General features: G+C 69.2%; 15 protein-coding genes, 1 other RNA gene and 2 pseudogenes. 8 read left to right on the plus strand and 10 right to left on the minus strand.

The genetic code is table 11. The features are described from left to right. Positions 1-159: 159 nt before the first annotated feature. From ACIGXP_RS30765 to sbnB, 3 genes are all read right to left on the minus strand, one after another. Complete coding sequence (locus ACIGXP_RS30765) at positions 160-2,376, minus strand: MMPL family transporter (protein ID WP_363215408.1); 2,217 nt, start codon at positions 2,374-2,376, stop codon at positions 160-162. A 223-nt stretch (positions 2,377-2,599) separates the two neighbouring features. Next, positions 2,600-3,577, minus strand: a complete 978-nt coding sequence (gene sbnA / locus ACIGXP_RS30770) for a 2,3-diaminopropionate biosynthesis protein SbnA (RefSeq protein WP_363215409.1) — start codon at positions 3,575-3,577, stop codon at positions 2,600-2,602. Between the two features lie 15 nt (positions 3,578-3,592). Continuing rightward, complete coding sequence (sbnB, locus tag ACIGXP_RS30775) at positions 3,593-4,657, minus strand: 2,3-diaminopropionate biosynthesis protein SbnB (protein ID WP_399773852.1); 1,065 nt, start codon at positions 4,655-4,657, stop codon at positions 3,593-3,595. A gap of 292 nt (positions 4,658-4,949) precedes the next feature. Between sbnB and ACIGXP_RS30780 the strand changes: the two genes are divergently transcribed. The 8 genes from ACIGXP_RS30780 to ACIGXP_RS30815 all read left to right on the plus strand — a co-directional run bounded on the left by ACIGXP_RS30780 (position 4,950) and on the right by ACIGXP_RS30815 (position 13,168). Beyond that, on the plus strand, positions 4,950-6,500 hold the full coding sequence (locus tag ACIGXP_RS30780) for a tryptophan halogenase family protein (protein WP_363215411.1): 1,551 nt from the start codon (positions 4,950-4,952) through the stop codon (positions 6,498-6,500). Positions 6,501-6,519: 19 nt separating this feature from the next. Beyond that, complete coding sequence (locus tag ACIGXP_RS30785; protein WP_399773855.1) at positions 6,520-7,821, plus strand: cation:proton antiporter; 1,302 nt, start codon at positions 6,520-6,522, stop codon at positions 7,819-7,821. Continuing rightward, positions 7,818-8,342 (plus strand): flavin reductase family protein, encoded by a 525-nt coding sequence (locus tag ACIGXP_RS30790; protein ID WP_363215413.1) that lies wholly within the window; start codon positions 7,818-7,820, stop codon positions 8,340-8,342. Before ACIGXP_RS30785 ends, ACIGXP_RS30790 begins: the two co-directional genes overlap by 4 nt. Positions 8,343-8,486: 144 nt before the next feature. Continuing rightward, entirely contained in the window at positions 8,487-8,813 is a 327-nt protein-coding gene (locus ACIGXP_RS30795; protein ID WP_363215414.1) for a winged helix-turn-helix domain-containing protein, read from the plus strand. Next, a complete protein-coding gene (locus ACIGXP_RS30800) occupies positions 8,810-9,043 on the plus strand; it encodes a hypothetical protein (RefSeq protein WP_363215415.1) in 234 nt (77 codons plus the stop codon). The genes ACIGXP_RS30795 and ACIGXP_RS30800 overlap by 4 nt, the downstream gene beginning before the upstream one ends. Next, the gene (locus tag ACIGXP_RS30805) at positions 9,040-9,828 is read left to right on the plus strand and encodes a sensor domain-containing protein (protein WP_399773858.1); all 789 of its coding nucleotides are present in this window, start codon (positions 9,040-9,042) and stop codon (positions 9,826-9,828) included. Before ACIGXP_RS30800 ends, ACIGXP_RS30805 begins: the two co-directional genes overlap by 4 nt. Continuing rightward, on the plus strand, positions 9,825-10,622 hold the full coding sequence (locus ACIGXP_RS30810; RefSeq protein WP_399773861.1) for an ABC transporter ATP-binding protein: 798 nt from the start codon (positions 9,825-9,827) through the stop codon (positions 10,620-10,622). Before ACIGXP_RS30805 ends, ACIGXP_RS30810 begins: the two co-directional genes overlap by 4 nt. Then, the gene (locus ACIGXP_RS30815; protein WP_399773863.1) at positions 10,619-13,168 is read left to right on the plus strand and encodes an FtsX-like permease family protein; all 2,550 of its coding nucleotides are present in this window, start codon (positions 10,619-10,621) and stop codon (positions 13,166-13,168) included. The genes ACIGXP_RS30810 and ACIGXP_RS30815 overlap by 4 nt, the downstream gene beginning before the upstream one ends. Positions 13,169-13,252: 84 nt before the next feature. On the opposite strand, the gene ACIGXP_RS30820 is transcribed toward ACIGXP_RS30815, so the two are convergent. The 7 genes and pseudogenes from ACIGXP_RS30820 to ACIGXP_RS30850 form a co-directional block, all read right to left on the minus strand. Next, positions 13,253-14,284 carry an ArsR/SmtB family transcription factor gene (locus ACIGXP_RS30820; RefSeq protein ID WP_399773866.1) on the minus strand — a complete coding sequence of 344 codons (1,032 nt, stop codon included), beginning with the start codon at positions 14,282-14,284 and terminating at the stop codon, positions 13,253-13,255. Between the two features lie 149 nt (positions 14,285-14,433). Further along, entirely contained in the window at positions 14,434-15,366 is a 933-nt protein-coding gene (locus ACIGXP_RS30825; RefSeq protein ID WP_363215420.1) for an ATP-binding cassette domain-containing protein, read from the minus strand. A 43-nt stretch (positions 15,367-15,409) separates the two neighbouring features. Next, a complete protein-coding gene (locus tag ACIGXP_RS30830; protein ID WP_363215421.1) occupies positions 15,410-15,628 on the minus strand; it encodes an MbtH family protein in 219 nt (72 codons plus the stop codon). A 98-nt stretch (positions 15,629-15,726) separates the two neighbouring features. Next, complete coding sequence (locus ACIGXP_RS30835; RefSeq protein WP_363215422.1) at positions 15,727-15,960, minus strand: hypothetical protein; 234 nt, start codon at positions 15,958-15,960, stop codon at positions 15,727-15,729. A 214-nt stretch (positions 15,961-16,174) separates the two neighbouring features. Next, positions 16,175-16,576: RNase P RNA component class A (gene rnpB / locus ACIGXP_RS30840), an RNA gene on the minus strand. 115 nt (positions 16,577-16,691) lie between these two features. After that, a pseudogene (locus ACIGXP_RS30845) lies at positions 16,692-17,225 on the minus strand (EamA family transporter); the annotation flags it as partial. Beyond that, a pseudogene (locus tag ACIGXP_RS30850) lies at positions 17,204-17,528 on the minus strand (EamA family transporter); the annotation flags it as partial. The pseudogenes ACIGXP_RS30850 and ACIGXP_RS30845, both read right to left, overlap by 22 nt. Between the last annotated feature and the right edge of the window lie 3 nt (positions 17,529-17,531).

A 17,531-nucleotide genomic window follows, 5' to 3' on the forward strand; every position in this document is an offset into this window, starting at 1 on the left:
CCAGCGGGGAAATATCACTTGCCCGGCCGCCACGGAGGCGGATGGTATGGCTCGGCCGGCCGGCGCCCGTCTCTGCCGCCCACGGCGGAGGTACCGCATATCCAGGACGCCGGACCGGCGGGGGATTTCCGGTCCGGCGTCCGCTCGGGGGCCCGACGGCTAGTACTGCTGGTGCATCTGAGCCGTCGGGACGGTGGCCGGCGCAGTGCCGGCCGGTGCGGGTACGGCGTTGCGCTGCGCCCGCCGCACCTTGCGGGAAGGCCACCAGCTCGCGTTGCCGAGCAGGATCAGGGCGCTCGGCAGGATCATGACCCGGATGACGAAGGCGTCGAGCAGGACCGCCACCGCGAGGCTGAAACCGATCTGCTTCATCTCGGCCAAGTGCAGGAGCATGAAGCTGGCGAACACCGTGACCATCACGACCGCAGCGCTGGTGACCACCTTGGCGGACTTGCTGATCCCTTCGATCACCGCCTGCCGGGTGGGCACCCCCCGCAGCGCTGCCTCCTTGATCCGGCTGACGACGAAGACCTGGTAGTCCATCGAGAGCCCGAAGAGGATCACGAACAGGAACAGCGGCACCCTGGAACCGATCGCGTGCGTCGCGCTGCTCTCGAAACCGAACACCGTGGACGCCCAGCCCCACTGGAAGAAGGCGACCACCAGGCCGAACGACGCCCCGACGGACAGCACATTGAGCAGCACGCCGAGCAGGGCGATGGCCGCCGAGCCGAACACGAACAGGGTCAGCACGAAGGTCAGCAGCAGCAGGAATCCGACGACCACGGGCAGCTTGCTGTTCTGGTGTGCCAGATAGTCGGCGTCCTGGGCGACGGGCCCACTGACGTGGAACTCGGTGTCCGGCACCTTGCCGAGCGTGGCCGGGAGATAGTTCTCGCGCAGTTCCTTCAGCGATCCCGAGGCCTGCTTGGAGCTCAGGTTGAAGGGCACGGACAGGTTCATCACGCTGATCCGGTGGTCCGCGGTCGACACCACTTCGGGCTGCTTCTTGGAGAACATCGGGTCGGCCTTGGCCCGTTCGGCCAGGTCGGTCAGTGCCGAGCGCACCTGCGCCGTGTGTCCGGCGTCGGTCTTCACGACGACCCAGTGCTCGGCGAGCAGGTCGGGGAATGCCGCGTTGAGCCGGTCGAAGACCTTCATCTCCGGGATCGACCGGGAGTGGGTGGCGACGTTCAGCACGCGCAGATGCATGCCGAACGCGGGCAGCGCGAGGCCGATCATGACCAGCACCGACACCACGAGGGTGCGCACCGGATGGTTCCTGGCAGGGCTCAGCAGCGCGGACGAGAACCGCCCGGCCTGGTCGGTCTTGGGCCGCTTGACCCGCTTGCCGCGCCGGGCCGCGCGGGCGGCCTTGTTGTCCAGGCGCTGACCGATCTTGACCAGCAGGGCCGGCAGCACGGTCATCGAGCTGAGGACCGCGACCAGGACGACCACGATCGTACCGATGGCCAGCGACGAGAAGATGACATCGGTGGCGAGGAAGAGGGTGGCGGTGGACAGTGCCACCGCGAGGCCGGAGACCGTGATCGCCCGGCCCGAGGTCGCGGCGGCGATTCCCACCAGGGCCCTCGGGGTGAGCCGGCCGTCGGCAAGGGCCCTCTCCTCCCGTTCCCGCTTGAGATAGAAGAGCGTGTAGTCGACGCCGACCGCCATGCCGATCAGCATGATGACGCTCTTGCCGACGCCGGCGTCGGGCACCAGATGGGAGATCAGCTGGGACAGACCCATGGAGGCGCCGATCGAGGAGACCGCGAGCAGCAGCGGCACACCGACCATGATCAGCGACCCGAACACGACCAGCAGGGTGATCAGGGTGACCGGGAAGGTCCACTTCTCCGAGGTGGCGAGGTCGTCGTCACGCGACTTGTCCAGGGCCCGGTCGACCGAGGCGTCTCCGGTCTCCTCGACCCGCAGGTCCGGGTGCCCCTTCTGAACCTCGGCGGTCTGCTCCAGCAGCGGATCGATGTGCTGCGGAGCCTCCAGCCGGGGGCCGTTGACGGTCACTTCGACCATGAGCATCCGGCCGTTCTTCGACCGCACCGGATCGGCGACCTTGAGGACTTGCGGTAACCGCTTCATCCGGGCTGCGACGTCCTGTGCGGCGCTCCGGGCCGCTGCGCCGACCTGCCCGCCGGACGGATCAGTGATCATGATCCGTTCGGCAGCTTTGTGCTGCAGCTTCCCCTCCGCCGCGATGGCTTCGGCCTTGCCGGCCTCGCCGACCCAGAAGTCCTTGTCGCCGGCGTTGTGCGTGCCGACGGCGCCTCCCAGGACAAGACAGAGAGCGACAAAGACGAACCATCCGACGATGGCCCGCCAGGGGTGCAGCGCACTCCAGGTCGCCACCCTCACGGTAAGTGGCCGTTTCCTCACTGCCCAACTCCTTAGCGGTAGTCACTCTTACCCAACGGGTGTAAGTCAGAAATTACAGGTGCAGCTCTGGACCGTCAACCGTAAGCTCCCGCCGAGTCGTCCACCGAGTCGTCCGCCGGACACGACGCGGCCCCTGTCACCTGCGGGGCAGGCGACAGGGGCCGCGCGAAGAGCGAGCAGGACCGGGCCTGATCGCGGGGCATCAGTGCGCCCGGATCGAACCAAGGTCCAGTGCGTGAGCTCCGTAGATGTCGCTCACCCAGTTGCTCTGGTACAGGGAATCGAGATAGCGCTCACCGAGGTCCGGAGAGATCGCCACTGCCGTGGGAGCCCTGCCCTCCCGGTGCTCGGCCAGCCAGCCGAGCGCGCCCGAGATGACGGTTCCGGTCGATCCACCGAGCAGGAAGCCGCCTCCGGCCAGCCGGTGGGCGACACGGATCGCGTCGATCTCCGGCACATGGACCACATCGTCCACGTACGAAAGGTCCAGCAACTGCGGCCGCACACCGGACCCCAGGCCCGGGATCATCCGAGGCGCGGGCGGTCCGCCGAAGGTGACGGAACCGACGGCATCGATGGCGACCACGGTGACCGGACGCCCCGAATCCTTGAAGTATCTGGCGCAGCCCATCAGCGTCCCGGTGGTGCCCGCACCGACGAACAGCACGTCGAGATCCGGGAAGCGTTCGGCGATGGCCGGCGCCGTGGTGCGGTAGTGGGCGCGCCAGTTGCACGGGTTGGCGTACTGGTTGAGCCACAGACAGCGGCTGTCGGACGCGCACAGCTGCCGGACGTAGTCGATCCTGGCGCCGAGGAACCCGCCCTCGGGGTCGGGGTCGGTGATCATGTGCACCCGAGCGCCCATGGCTTCCATCAGCCGTCTGGTGTTCAGGTTGCAGCGGGTGTCCGTCACACACAGGAACTGGTAGCCCCGGCTCGCCGCGATCATGCTCAGGGCGACACCGAGGTTCCCCGACGACGACTCGACGAGGATCGAGTCCGGTGTCAGGACGCCCTTGCGTTCGGCGTCGGCAATCATCTCCGACGCCGCCTTCAGCTTGATCGATCCGGCGAAGTTGAAGCCCTCGCACTTCAGGTAGAGCGGCGCGTCGAACACACTGCGCAGGTCCACATAGAGGTCGTCCACATGGAAGTCCTCAGGCACGGAGATCACTGGCACTTGGGCCTCCTGCCCTCAGGAACGACCGCTGGTCGTGCCTCGCCCATACCTGTCCACCTCGTGGAAGAAGCCCTCGATCACCTGGGCCTCGCCACGCCTCAGCACCTCGTCGTACACGTGCTTGCCGACCGCGAGATCGAGGACCCCGAGCCCGAACGGCGAGAAGATCACCGGGCGGTCCGCCGGGATCTCCACCTTCCCGGCCAGCACGTCGTACAGCGTTCCGTCGATGAACTCCCGGTTCCCGGTGAGCTTCTCGGTCAGGTGGGGCGACGTGTCGGCCTTCAGGCAGTGCTCGACGTCATCGAGCACATTCGCCGAGGCCAGCAGGATCTCGGGGGCCAGATCGCGCAACGAGACGTTGAGGACCAGCGGGTTGTGTGCGAACCAGCCGGGCTCGTGCACATGCGGAGCCGCCGCGACGGTCGCGAAGACCACCAGGTCCGAGGAGCGGATCAGATCCTCGGCGCTGTCGTGGACCGTGATCCGGCCGCTCTCACCCGAGCCCTCCAGATATGCGCGGAAGTCCCCCGCGTACGCGGCGGACAGATCGTGCACACCCACCTCGTCGAACTGCCAGCCGGCGCCGGAGAGATAGGTGTGTATGTGGCGGGAGATGAACCCCGTACCGATGAACCCGACCTTCTTCGGCCGGGCACGCCCCGAGGCACGGGAGAGCCGGTCCGCGGCGAGCGCCGCGGAGGCCGCCGTACGAGCGGCGCTGATGATCGAGCTCTCCAGACACGCCAGGGGGTAGCCCGTGTCGTAGTCGTTCAGCACCAGTACCGCGGAGGCCCGCGGGATCCCCGCTTTCACGTTCTCCGGGAAGCTGGAGATCCACTTCAGCCCGTCGACCCGCGTCCCACCGCCGAGGGAGGCCGGCAGCGCAATGATGCGGGCGGAGGGGCGGTCCGGGAATCGCAGGAAATACGACGGCGGGTTCACCGTGTCACCTTCGCCGTGCACCCGATAAGCCGCCTCCACCAGATCAATGGTGCGCTGCTCATGACCGGTCAGAATGCTGTGCACCTGCGAGCCAGGGATCACAGCGAACGGCGGAACAAGTTCTTCCTTCGTCATCCACAACTCCATTGCAATGGGAGGGCGGAGCGATTCCCACCCGATAACCCTGTTCGCATGGTGCCCATTGCCGCTGACAGCGGACTGACGTCTCTGCAGGGAACCCGGATCCGACGGTCGCTCGACCCCCTCCAAGGGGCCCCACCTGCGCCCTTCAGTCATCACTTAATCATCTACCCGGCGATTTGGCCAACTCCTAGGCTCAGTACTTGGTGGCGCCACCCAAAGTGTTTCAACGCACCGGGAAAGCCATCGAATTCCGCAACTCGTGGAGCTATCGAAGGAGTCGTCAATGCTGAACAAAGTCGTGATCGTGGGCGGCGGAACAGCGGGATGGATGACGGCCTCGTACCTCAAGGCCGCGTTCGGAGAGCGAATACAGGTCACCCTCGTCGAGTCGGGCAAGGTCGGTGCCGTCGGAGTCGGCGAGGCCACCTTCAGCGACATCCGTCACTTCTTCGAGTTCCTCGGGCTCAAGGAGAAGGACTGGATGCCGGCCTGCAACGCCACATACAAGCTCGCCGTCAGGTTCGAGAACTGGCGCGAGCAGGGGCACTACTTCTACCACCCCTTCGAGCAGATGCGCTCCGTCAACGGCTTCCCCCTGACGGACTGGTGGCTGCAGCAGGGACCGACGGACCGGTTCGACAAGGACTGCTTCGTCATGGCCTCGGTCATCGATGCCGGCCGCAGCCCGCGCCGGCTCGACGGCACGCTCATCGACCAGCCCTTCGACGAGGGCGCGGACGAAATGCAGGGCCTGACGATGTCCGAGCACCAGGGGAAGACCCAATTCCCCTACGCCTATCACTTCGAGGCCGCGCTGCTCGCCAAGTATCTGACGAAGTATTCGGTGGAACGCGGCGTCCAGCACATCGTCGACGACGTCCAGCAGGTGAACCTGGACGACCGCGGCTGGATCAGCGGCGTCACCACGGCCGAGCACGGCGACATCACCGGCGACGTGTTCATCGACTGCACCGGCTTCCGCGGCCTGCTGCTGAACAAGGCGCTGGAGGAACCGTTCGTCTCCTACAAGGACACGCTGCCCAACGACAGCGCGGTGGCCCTGCAGGTCCCGATGGACATGGAGCAGCGCGGCATCCTGCCGTGCACCACCGCCACGGCACAGGACGCCGGCTGGATCTGGACGATCCCGCTGATGGGCCGGATCGGCACCGGGTACGTCTACGCGAAGGACTACCTCTCCCCCGACGACGCCGAGCGGAGGCTGCGGGAGTTCGTCGGTCCCGCGGCGGCGGACGCCGAGGCCAACCACATCAAGATGCGGATCGGCCGCAGCCGGAATTCGTGGGTCAAGAACTGTGTGGCCATCGGTCTTGCCAGCGGATTCGTGGAACCGCTGGAGTCGACCGGCATCTTCTTCATCCACCACGCCATCGAACAGCTCGTCAAGAACTTCCCCGGCGCGGACTGGAATCCCACGCAGCGCGATCTCTACAACAAGTCGGTCGCCCATGTCATGGACGGCGTACGGGAGTTCCTGGTCCTGCACTACGTCGCGGCGAAGCGAGCGGACAACCAGTACTGGCGGGACACCAAGACCCGGGTGATTCCCGACGCGCTCGCCGAACGCATCGAGACCTGGAAGACCCAGCTCCCGGACTCCGAGACGATCTTCCCTTACTACCACGGTCTGCCCGCGTACTCGTACATGTGCATTCTGCTCGGCATGGGGGGTATCGACCTGCAGCCGTCCAAGGCGCTCGCGCTGTGCGACGGCTCGGCCGCCGAGCGGGAGTTCTCGGAGATCAGCGCAAAGACGCAGCGGCTGATCGAGGTGCTGCCCAAGGCGTACGAATACTTCGCCCACCAGCGCTGAGCGGACGGCAGACCGAGAAATGGAAACGCTGGGAAGGCATGCCCTGGACCTCGCGCCGGACGTCGTCCACGCCGCAGTGGCACTCGCCTTCATCCTGCTGATCGCCATGGCGGGCAGGGCCGCTGCCCGGATGCTGCGCCAGCCCGAGGTCATCGGGGAGATCGTGACGGGGCTGCTCGCCGGTCCCGCCGCGATCGCCCTGCTCGGGCGGGACACCTTCGGGACGGTACTGCCGGGCTCCGTGCTCGACCTGCTCAAACTTGTCTCCAAGGCCGCGGTGGTGCTCTTTCTGGTCGGCCTGGCCCACAAGCTGGGATCCGGTCCCGGCAGGCCTCCGCGCCGGAGCACGGCGTGGGTGGCGGCCGGCGCCCTTGTGCCACCGCTGCTGACGGGCATGGTCCTGGCCGCACTGGTCCTGCTCTTCGACGACACCGCGGCGCGCGGCAGCGCCCCCTTGCCCGCGTTCGTCCTGATGGTCGCGGTGTCGATGTCCATCACGGCCGTTCCCGTCATGGCCCGGATCCTGCACGACCGGGGGATGACGCAATCGGCCGCGGGCCGCACGGCGCTGGCCGCAGCCATCCTCATCGACGCGGTGGGCTGGCTGCTGCTCACGGTGGCCATCGGTCTCGGCAACGGCAACCTCACGGGTTCGCTGCACTCCGTCCGGGCACTCGCGTTCGGTGCGGTGTGCGCACTGGCCGTCCGTCACACACTGCGCAGCCGGGTCGCCCGGCGCGCCTGTGTGCGGCGGCCCCGTACGGTGGCGGTGCTGCTCGGCGCCACGACCCTGGGGGTCGCTCTCACGATGGAGCACCTCGGCATGACAGCGATTCTCGGTGCCGCCCTGGTCGGCCTGTCGATCCCGGCGGACGAACAGGCCCCCTGGGAACGGACGGTGGCCATGGTCTCGCACGTGGGCAGCGCCCTCGCGCCGGCGTTCTTCGTGGTCACCGGGATCACCGTGCTCACCGGCTCGTTCGCCGACATGTCATGGCAGCTGCCGGTCTCTGCCGTCGTGCTCGGCTGTCTGGGCAAGGGGCTCGGCGGGTATCTGGGGGCGCGTCGCGGCGGCCAGCCCGGGAGTGCGGCACGCCGGATCGCCGTCCTCATGAACACCCGAGGACTCACCGAGCTGATCGTCCTGCAGGCGGGTTTCAGCGCCGGGATTCTGACGGCGCCGATGGTCCTGGCCCTGATCGTGATGGCGCTGACGACAACAGCCCTGACGGGGCCGCTGCTGAGCCTTCTCGACCAGCGGGAAGCCGTCCACCTGACGTCCGAAACGGTTGCCGTGGCAACAGAAAGCAGTGTCCGATGACCGATCGCACCCTGAACCTCGGTGCGGAGGCCGACAAGGCGACACCCGACGGCTTCCGGACGATGATGAGCGGCTTTCCCAGCGGCGTCAGCGTGGTGACCACCACGGGCGGCGACGGAGCGCCGCGGGGTATGACGTGTTCCTCGGTGTGCAGCGTCTCGCTCGACCCCCCGACCCTGCTGGTGTGCCTGCGCAAGGGCAGCCCCACCCTCGAAGCGATCATCGAGCGGGGCGGCTTCGCGGTGAATCTGCTGCACGAAGGCGCACGCGAGGTGGCGGAGCTGTTCGCCTCCGGCGCCCCCGACCGATTCCACCGGGTCGCGTGGGAGCAGGCGGCGGACGCGGCAGGACCGCATCTGGTCGGCGACTCGCACACCGTCGCGGACTGTGACGTGGTCATGAGCCAGCCGACCGGCGATCATGTCACCGTCTTCGGCGAGGCTCGCCTGATCACCCACCGGCACGGCCGTCCGCCGCTTCTCTACGGGCTGCGGCAGTTCCACTCCTGGCCCCGTATCTGACACCGCGTCACCGAACGAACAGCGCCGCCCGGCCCGCCCCTTCCCCCGAGGGGCGGGCTTTCGTACGGCTGCACACCTTTGACGGCGCGTACCGTCATGTGTAAGTTTCGACTTACACACCCGGACGCTCGGAGAGGGTGAGCCATGACAAGCGAGGATCTGCTGGCAGTTCTCGCTGCCATCGGGCACCGGCAACGCCTCCGCGCCGTCGCGGAACTCGCTGACGGCCGGTTGTACGTCAGCGAGTTGGCCAGGCGCCTGGAGATGTCCCGGCCGCTGCTCTACATGCATCTGGAGCGTCTGGAGAAGGCCGGTCTCGTCGTCGGGAACCTGGAGCTGTCCCAGGAGGGCAAGGCGCTGAAGTACTTCGAACTGGCATCGTTCGACCTGCACTTGAACATCGATCTGATCGTCAGGGCCGTCGCAGAGGACACGGCAGAGCACGACCGAACAGAGGGGACCGCCACATGATCGGCGCTGTCATCACCATCGCCATCATTCTGCTTGTCGTCGGTGGCATCACAGGAAGCGTCGTCGCCTACTTCAGGCTGCTGCGACACCGTGCCGACGCCGCCGCCATGGCCGGATACCGGAAGCTGGCCGAGGAGGTGACCGCCGCCCAACTGGCTCTGCAGGGGCAGTTGGGGGCGCTCGACAAGCGGATCCAGGCGGTCGAGGGTCTGCTGCGGAGCGTCGGATGATCGCGCTGGAACCCGGCCGGCGGCTGCCGGTGCGGCGCCACCCGTTGCGGATGCTGCTCTCGGCCGCCCCCTGGCACGCCACGGGCTATCTGGCCAGCTATCTGGTGACCGGCCCCGCGCTGTTCGCCGTCGCGACGGCCGCCGTCCTCCTCGGGGTGGTGTTCATGCAGTTCACCCTCACCGTGGCACTGACCGTCGGCTCGGCCTGGGTCGTACGCTGTTGCGCCCAGGTCGAGCGGGGCCGGGCGGTACTGGTCGACCGGCCGATTCCGTACGCCTATCAGGAGCCCCCGAAGCCGGGCCTGGTGGAGCAGCTCAAGGCCCGCTGCGGCGACCCCGCGTTCTTCCGGGACTGCGTCTGCCTGGTCGTCCTGTTCCCGTTCCTCCTGCTCCTCGATCTCCTCACCCTGGTGGTGTGGCTGCCGCTCCTCGCCGGTGTCTCCCTGCCGCTGTGGTTCTGGACCATCACCTCCCGTCAGCCGGACGGCAGCCTGATCAACGGTGTATGGATCGGCGGGCCCGACGACGGCGACCCCGGCCTGTGGATCGACAGCTGGCCCGCCGCCCTGACCACGGCGGTGATCTGCCTCGCCCTCGCCCTGTGCGCCTCCTACCTCGTCGTCGCCGCCGCCCGGCTGCATCTGACCGTCACCCACCGTCTGCTCCGCCCGCCCCCCGACCCTCTGGCACAGATCAAGCGGATCCTCGCCGAGCCCGGTCCTCTTGCGCGCGCGGCGGCCGACCCGCGGCACGCCCTCACCACGAGCGAAGGACACTGCCCATGAAAGCGACGCCGAGCGTGCTCACCGAGGACGTCGTACACCTTCAATCCGTACGCAGGATCTACGGCAGATCGAAGAACCAGGTGGCCGCCCTCGACGGCGTGACCATCAGCCTCAAGCGGGGCACCTTCACCGCGGTGATGGGGCCCTCCGGGTCCGGCAAGAGCACCTTCCTGCACTGCGCGGCCGGACTGGACCGCCCCACCTCCGGGTCGGTGGTTCTCGACGGCATCGACCTCTCGCCGCTCAAGGAGCGCGAGTTGACCGAGTTACGTCGCGAGCGGATCGGCTTCATCTTCCAGGCGTTCAACCTGCTTCCCGCGCTGAACGTGGTGGACAACGTCACCATGCCGCTCAGGCTCGCAGGCCGCCGGCCCAAGAAGGCCGCGGTGGACGAGGTACTGGAGCGCGTCGGCCTGGCGGCGCGGCGCACCAACCGTCCCGGCGAGCTCTCCGGCGGGCAGCAGCAGCGGGTCGCCATCGCCCGGGCGCTGATCACGAAACCCGCGGTGATCTTCGGTGACGAACCGACCGGCGCCCTCGACACCTACGCCGCCCGCGAGGTGCTGACGCTGCTGCGGGAGGCGGTCCGGCACGCGGGGCAGACCATCGTGATGGTCACCCACGACCCGGTGGCCGCGTCGCATGCCGACCGCGTGCTGTTCCTCGCCGACGGACAGTTCGTCAGCCAACTGGACCGCCCGACCGCCGACCAGGTGGCCGAGCGCATGACACACCTCGGCGCCTGGGGCCTGGACTCGGCCGCGGTGCGGGCCGGACACGGGGTGTCCCGGTGATCGGAGTCGCGCTTCGCACCCTGCGGTTCCACAAGGGCGGATTCATCGCCTCCTTCATCGCGCTGTTCTTCGGCGCCACGATCGTGATCGGCTGCGGCGGGCTGTTCGAGACCGGTCTGCGCAGCGACGCGCCCCCACGGCGGCTGGGCGGCGCCCCGATCGTGGTCACCGGCGACCAGAGCCACCCCGGCACCCACGGGGAGTACGTCTTCTCCGAACGCCTCCGCCTGGACGCCGGACTCGCCGGCACGATCGGTGCGGTGCCCGGGGTCTCCCGCGTCCTGCCCGACGTGTCGTTCGACGCGACCGTGCTGCGGGACGGCGGCAAGGGGTCCGCCGCCCGGGTCACGGGCCACGGCTGGTCCTCCGCCCTGCTCGCCCCGTACCGGATCACCGACGGCACCGCGCCGTCCGGGCCCGGCCAGATCGCGCTCGACGCGCGGTTCGCCGCGCGGGCCGGTCTGAACCCCGGCGGACGGGTCGAACTCCTGGCCGGCGGTGGCGTCGAGCGGTTGAAGGTCACCGGCCTGGTCGGCGGCTCCGGCGCGGACAACGCCGTCTTCCTCTCCGACCGGGCGGCCGCACAGGCCGGCGGACGCCCCGGCAGGGTCGACAACCTCGGCGTGCTCACCGAGCCCGGCGCCGACCTCGGCCGCGTCGTACAGGACATCGAGAAGGCGGTGGAGGGCAAGCCCGTCACCGTACTCACCGGGGACAAGCGCGGCTGGGCGGAGAACCCCTCCATCATCACCGACGGCACCAAACTGGTCACCCTCGCCTCGGTGTTCGGCGGCCTGTCCGCGATGGTCACCGTCTTCGTGGTGTCCAGCACCATGGGTCTGTCGATCCAGCAACGGCAGCGTGAGATGGCCCTGCTCCGGGCGATCGGCACCACGCCCGGCCAACTGCGCAGGATGATCCTCGGCGAGACGCTGTTCGTCGCCCTCATCGCCACCGCGCCGGCCTGCTACCCCGGTCCCCGCGTCGGACGCCGGCTGCTCACCGCCTTCGCCGACGGCGGCGTGGTGCCCGACACACTGGCGTACCGGGCCGGCTGGATACCGATGGTGACCGGCGTGGGCGCAGCGCTGCTCACCGCGCTCGGCGCAGCCTTCATCTCGGCGCGGGGCGCGACACGTACCCGGCCCACCGAGGCACTCGCCGAGGCCTCTCTGCAGCGCAGGTGGTTCAGCATCCCCCGACTGGTCTTCGCGCTGCTCTTCCTCGGCGGTGGCACCGCGCTCGCCCTGGTCACCGCGCACCTGGACGGCCCCATGGCCGGCAGCACCGCGACCCCGGCGGCGATGCTGTGGACGGTCGGGTTCGGACTGCTCGGTCCCGGCCTCGCCAAGGTGATCGCAGCGGTGCTCCACTGGCCTGTGCGCGTGGTGACGGGACTGTCCGGCCGCCTCGCCACACTCAACGCGAAGGCACGCACGAGCCGTATGGCCGGAGCCGTGATGCCGGTCATGCTGGCCACCGGCCTGGCCACCGCGCTGATCTACCTGCAGACCACCCAGTCCAGGGGGGCGCAACAGGCGTTCGACGACAACATGCGGGCTGATCTCGCGGTCACCTCCGTCTCCGGTGGCCTGCCGCTGTCCCTGGTGGACACGGTCAGGAAGCAGCCCGGGGTGGCGGCCGCCTCCGCCCAGGTCTCCAGCCTCGGATACCTGGAGCCGAGGACGCCGCCCACACAGTCCGAGATCGACGAGGGGGACTTCGAGCCCACTGAGATGCCGTTGCAGGGTGTCACCTCCGAAGGAGTGGCCGGCACCACGGCCTTCCGTGCCAGGACCGGCACTCTCACCGCGCTGCACGGCAACACCGTCGCGCTGCCCGCGTCGAAGACCGACGGGCACAAGCTCGGCGACGAGGTACCGATGCGGCTGGGCGACGGTACGGAGGTCCGTCTGGAGCTGGTCGCCACCGTCGGCGCGCGCCGCGGCTACGAGACCGCGCTGGTGCCCGCCTCCCTCCTCGTTCCGCATACCGATTCCGGTCTCGTTCCGCAGATCACGGTGAGTGCCGCCCCCGGGACCGATCCCGCCCGGCTGACGCGGACCCTGTCGGCACTGGCCGACGCGCACCCCGGTCTGGACGTGCTTCCCCGGGCCGCGGTCAGCGCGGTGCACCAGGACGAGGACGACACGCAGGCCTGGATGGCGTACATGGTGCTCGGTGTGGTGATCGCCTATTCCACGATCGCTCTCGTCAACACCCAGGTCCTCGCGACCACCGAGCGACGGCGCGAGTTCATGCTGCAGCGGCTCATCGGGGCCACCCGGCGGCAGGTGCTGCGCATGATGACCGTGGAGGCGGCCCTGGTCGCGGTCGCCGGCATCGTGCTCGGGGTACTGGTCGCGGTGCTGACGCTGGTGCCGCTGAGCCTCAGCGTGCTGGGCTCGCCCGTGCCGGACGGCTCGCCGTGGATCTTCGCCACGGTCGTGACGGCTGCCTTCGCCCTGACGCTGAGCACCACGCTGCTGTCGGCGATGCTCGTCCTGCGCAACCGGCCGAGCGGGATGGTGGGCATCCGCGAGTGACGCGGCGCGGGGCGCTCGGCAGGGAATCCCCGGCCGAGCGCCCCGTGGTCTTCTCCCCGTGGTCTTCTCCCCGTGGTCTTCTCCCTACATGCCACAGGTACGTCGCAGGCGTGCGGATGACGAGGCATGCTGGATGACCTGTCGGCCGGTTCGGGCGGCCAGGGCGGGACGGGGCGCCTCGGCCACCGCGCCCGCCCTCGACGTGGAGCGCGACGGCAGACCGTCCAGCAGGGCCAGGCCCAGCGGGCTCACCGTGTGCAGTGCGGTGTTGCGGATACGGCGGGTGGTGATCAGGCCCGTCTGGCGCAGCACCGTGGCGTGCTGGCTGGCGCCGGCCGCGGAGATGCCGAGCCGGTCCGCGAGCTGGCTGGTCGTGCAGGTGGTCCGCAGCACCCGCAGGGCGGCCGCCCTGGTCTGGCCGACCAGAGCGCCCAGCGACTGGGTGCGGTCGTCGGGCGCGTCCCACAGGCCCGCGGCCCGTCGGGCGTCCGGCGGCGCGGCGAACGCCAGAACGAATTCCCCGCGCTCGCAATGCTTCCCGGTGAGCTGGGCCGGGCGGTGGTTGAGGAACACGGAGGGGACGAGCACGATGCCGCGTCGTTCGAGATGGACGTCCTCATCCGGGCCGCCGGGAATCTCCAGCCGCTGGGAACGCCACTTGGTCCCGGGGTGCAAAGTGGCCAGCAGCAGCTCCACCCCGCCACCCATCACCACCCGGCGGCGCGCTTCGCATTCGGCCTCCAGATAGGCCAGCATCCGGTCCCAGTACGGCGCGACCGCCACGCGCCAGACCGCCGACAGACCCGTGGTGTCGCGGTGGGGCGGCATCTGCGCCATCAGGGGCATCTGGTGTGCCGCCCCGCGGGCCGCGCGGTCCTCGGCACGCTCGATCAGCCGCAGCAGCGCCTCGGGATCACTCTCGACGCCCCTGCCCCTGGAGCGCAACGGTGACCCGGAGGGCAGCTGTTCAGCGACCTGCCGGCTCCATCGGACGTACGGCGGTCCCACCGGCCGTCCGAACAGGCCGGACGCGAAGGCGGCTTCGACGAGCGGCCCGGCGGTCGTCTCCAGCCGGGTCCTGGCGATGTCGGCCGCGGTGAAATGAATTCTCTGCATGAAGAACTCCCCCGTACCCGTTTTCAGTTGATCCTCAGGCTATGAGGATCAACTGAACCCGGCCAGGGCTGCGCCTGGTTCCCTGGTCGCTCGTCCGCCCCCGGAGCGGGGCGGTGGGGGATTCAGCGAACCTCGGCACCAAGGCGTGTTCAGGCGGACTGGCCGGTGAGCGTCACGAAGACGTCGTCGAGGGTCGGTCTGCGCAGCGCGAAGTCGACCGCTTCCACACCCTCCTGCCGCAACGCGGAGGCGGCGTTCGCGATACCGGTCATGCCGTCGCCCAGCACGATGGAAACGCTGCGACTGTCCGGGTCCACGGACGGTTCGTCCGCCGAGATCCGGCGCAGCGCGGTGACCGCGGCGGACACCTCGTCCGGGCGCGCCACCACGATCTCCAGGCGTTCCTCGCCGACCTTCCGCTTGAGCTCGTCCGGGGTGCCTTCGGCGATCACCCGGCCCGAGTCGACGACGGCGATCCGGTCGGCGAGGGCATCGGCCTCGTCCAGATACTGGGTCGTCAGGAGCACGGTCACCCCGTCCGCCACCAAGGCCCGGACCGCGCTCCACAGCGCCATCCGGCTGACCGGGTCGAGCCCTGTGGTGGGCTCGTCGAGGAAGAGCACCGACGGTGTCGTGACCAGGCACACCGCCAGGTCCAGGCGCCGCCGCATGCCACCCGAGTAGGTCCCCACGGGCCGGTCCGCCGCATCCGCCAGATCGAACCGGTCGAGGAGCTGCGACGCACGCCCCCGCGCGGCGCGCCTGCCGAGATGGAGCAGTGAACCGATGAGAACGAGGTTTTCGCGGCCCGTGAGGAGTTCGTCCACCGCCGCGTACTGGCCGGCCAGGCCTATCCGTCGACGTACTTCGTGCGGCTGGCGCACCACGTCGAACCCGGCCACTTCGGCGCGCCCCTCGTCCGGTTCGACCAGAGTCGCCAACGTACGCACCGTGGTCGTCTTGCCTGCCCCATTGGGGCCGAGCAGGCCGAGCACCGTACCGCCGGCAACGGCGAGGTCGACTCCCGTGAGGGCCTCGTGCTGCCGGTAGCGCTTGCGCAGCCCGTCCGCCTGAATCGCCATGCTCACAGTTGGTCCTCCGACATCCAGGCGAATCGACGGATACTCAAGAGACCTGTGTGCCGGAGGCCTCGCGCAGACTGCGCGGGCGCATATCGGTCCAGTGCTCCTCGATGAAAGCCAGTGCGGTGTCCCGCGGGCTTTCGTCGAGGGCCACCTGCCAGCCCTGCGGCCGCTGGGCGAATGCGGGCCAGAGAGAGTGCTGGCCTTCGTCGTTCACCAGCACGAGGAAGGTTCCGTCCTGGTCATCAAAGGGGTTCGACACGTCATGCACTCCGGTGTCCGAGTCGTATGAGGTCCGGGCGCCTGGCCCGGTCCCTCATGCTCCCGGCGCACGCTGACACGGCGCTGACTGTCCCGGGCTCAGTCGACGCTGCGCAGCAGGCTCTCGACGGACTTGACCCGGTCGTGCAGTTGGGCCAACTGCCCCTGCAGCTCCTGCTGGTTGGCCACCGCTTCGGTGGCGAGCCTGCGGTACTCGGCCATGGCGACGGCGTCGGCACGGTGGCGCTGCAGTCTGAAGTACGCGACCACACTCGCCGTGATGCCCCCGATGACGATCAGGACGATGGCGATGGTGATGACAGCGCCGGTCATGTGCTCTTCCCCTTAGGCTCGTTGAGTTCCCGCGTGGGATCGTATCCGCCGTCAAGTGCTGTCCGGTCGGCTCCAGTTCGAAGCCCGTCAACACCTTTCCCCTCCGCGGCGGCTCCATGTCCGGGGGATCATGGAGTTTGCCGGGCACAGCTGCGTGATCAACGGGCATGACCGGGCCGTCGCCGCTGAGAACGCCTGCGGGGGCGTGGAGAGGCAGACGAGTCGGGCTGTACGCCGGGTTCTGTTCCCCGGTGTCCTCGCGGGCGCCGGGGCGACGGCCATCCATCTAGGGCCGGTGTTGCCACCGGCCTCGTGCGGTCTACCCGCGGACTCGGGCGGGCAGCCCTCGAACGTCCGCGCAGAAACACCGGAGTGTTTCCTTTTGACCTTGCTCCGGGTGGGGTTTACCTAGCTGCCCAGGTCACCCTGGGCACTGGTGGTCTCTTACACCACCGTTTCACCCTTACCGAGGACGAGATCCCCGGCGGTCTGCTTTCTGTGGCACTGTCCCGCGGGTCACCCCGGGTGGCCGTTAGCCACCACCCTGCCCTGTGGAGCCCGGACGTTCCTCGGGAAGCCCCCTAGGGGGACTCCACGCGGCCGTCCGCCCGGCTCGTCTGCCGTATCGACCATGGTACCGGGCGCCGGGACCGGCGCGGACCGGCGGCCGTGGCCAGGACCGAGCCGGCCAGGATGAGGGCGAAGGCCGCCAGGACCGTGGGGGTCAGCGGCTCGCTCAGGAAGACGGCACCCGCCGCCACCGCGACCGCCGGGTTGACGTACGTGATCACCGTGGCGCGGGTCGGGCCCGCCTCCTTGATCAACTCCAGGAACGCCACGAACGCCACCGCCGTGCAGAGCACGCCCAGGCCGGCCAGGGCCGCCAAGGCGGTGGCGGAGGGCACGGACGACGGCCGGGCCAGGAAAGCCACCGGGGCGTAGACCACGGCCGCCAGGCTCAGACAGGCCGCCGTCAGGTGCAGGGAGGGGACGTCCTTCAGCCGGCGCGCGGCTATCAGCGGAGCGGTGGCGTAGCCCAGGACCGTCAGCAGCACCTCGGCCAGGGAGCGGGCGTCGCCGCCGGCCAGGTGGGGAAGGGTCAGGACCGTCACTCCGCCGAGGCCCAGGGCGAGGCCGGTGATGCGGCGGGCTCCGAGGTGTTCGGTGTCCCCTCCGAGGTGTTCGGGGTCCCCGGGCGTGGGAGTCCCCCCGCTCGACCGGAGCCGGGACTGGGCGAGGGCGGCGACCACGCCCACGATCGGCACGCCCGCGATCAGCAGACCGGCCGTCGAACTGGACAGGTGCCGTTCGGCGTCGGTGAGCGTGAACCAGGGGACGATGATCTCCAGACATGCGAAGGCCAGCAGGGGCCGCCAGTGGGCGCGTACGGTGCGGGGCAGGCCGCCCTGGCGCAGGGCGAAGGGCAGCAGCAGGAGCGCGCCGAGCGCGCAGCGGGTGAACACGACCACCGGCGGGGACACCTCGTCCACCGCCACTTTGATCATCAGGTAGGGGACGCCCCAGATCACTCCCATGAGGGAGAACAGAAACCAGCCACGTGCAGTCATGCG

It is taken from the genome of Streptomyces sp. NPDC053069, from assembly GCF_044546895.1.
GTDB lineage: Bacteria > Actinomycetota > Actinomycetes > Streptomycetales > Streptomycetaceae > Streptomyces.

Excerpts from the sequence above, each read along its gene's own strand:
- ACIGXP_RS30820 (WP_399773866.1), bottom strand. The coding sequence starts at position 14,284 with ATGCAGAGAATTCATTTCACCGCGGCCGACATCGCCAGGACCCGGCTG.
- ACIGXP_RS30825 (WP_363215420.1), bottom strand. The coding sequence starts at position 15,366 with ATGGCGATTCAGGCGGACGGGCTGCGCAAGCGCTACCGGCAGCACGAG.
- sbnB (WP_399773852.1), bottom strand. The coding sequence starts at position 4,657 with ATGACGAAGGAAGAACTTGTTCCGCCGTTCGCTGTGATCCCTGGCTCG.
- ACIGXP_RS30780 (WP_363215411.1), top strand. The coding sequence starts at position 4,950 with ATGCTGAACAAAGTCGTGATCGTGGGCGGCGGAACAGCGGGATGGATG.
- ACIGXP_RS30800 (WP_363215415.1), top strand. The coding sequence starts at position 8,810 with ATGATCGGCGCTGTCATCACCATCGCCATCATTCTGCTTGTCGTCGGT.
- ACIGXP_RS30805 (WP_399773858.1), top strand. The coding sequence starts at position 9,040 with ATGATCGCGCTGGAACCCGGCCGGCGGCTGCCGGTGCGGCGCCACCCG.
- ACIGXP_RS30795 (WP_363215414.1), top strand. The coding sequence starts at position 8,487 with ATGACAAGCGAGGATCTGCTGGCAGTTCTCGCTGCCATCGGGCACCGG.
- ACIGXP_RS30835 (WP_363215422.1), bottom strand. The coding sequence starts at position 15,960 with ATGACCGGCGCTGTCATCACCATCGCCATCGTCCTGATCGTCATCGGG.
- ACIGXP_RS30785 (WP_399773855.1), top strand. The coding sequence starts at position 6,520 with ATGGAAACGCTGGGAAGGCATGCCCTGGACCTCGCGCCGGACGTCGTC.
- ACIGXP_RS30810 (WP_399773861.1), top strand. The coding sequence starts at position 9,825 with ATGAAAGCGACGCCGAGCGTGCTCACCGAGGACGTCGTACACCTTCAA.
- ACIGXP_RS30790 (WP_363215413.1), top strand. The coding sequence starts at position 7,818 with ATGACCGATCGCACCCTGAACCTCGGTGCGGAGGCCGACAAGGCGACA.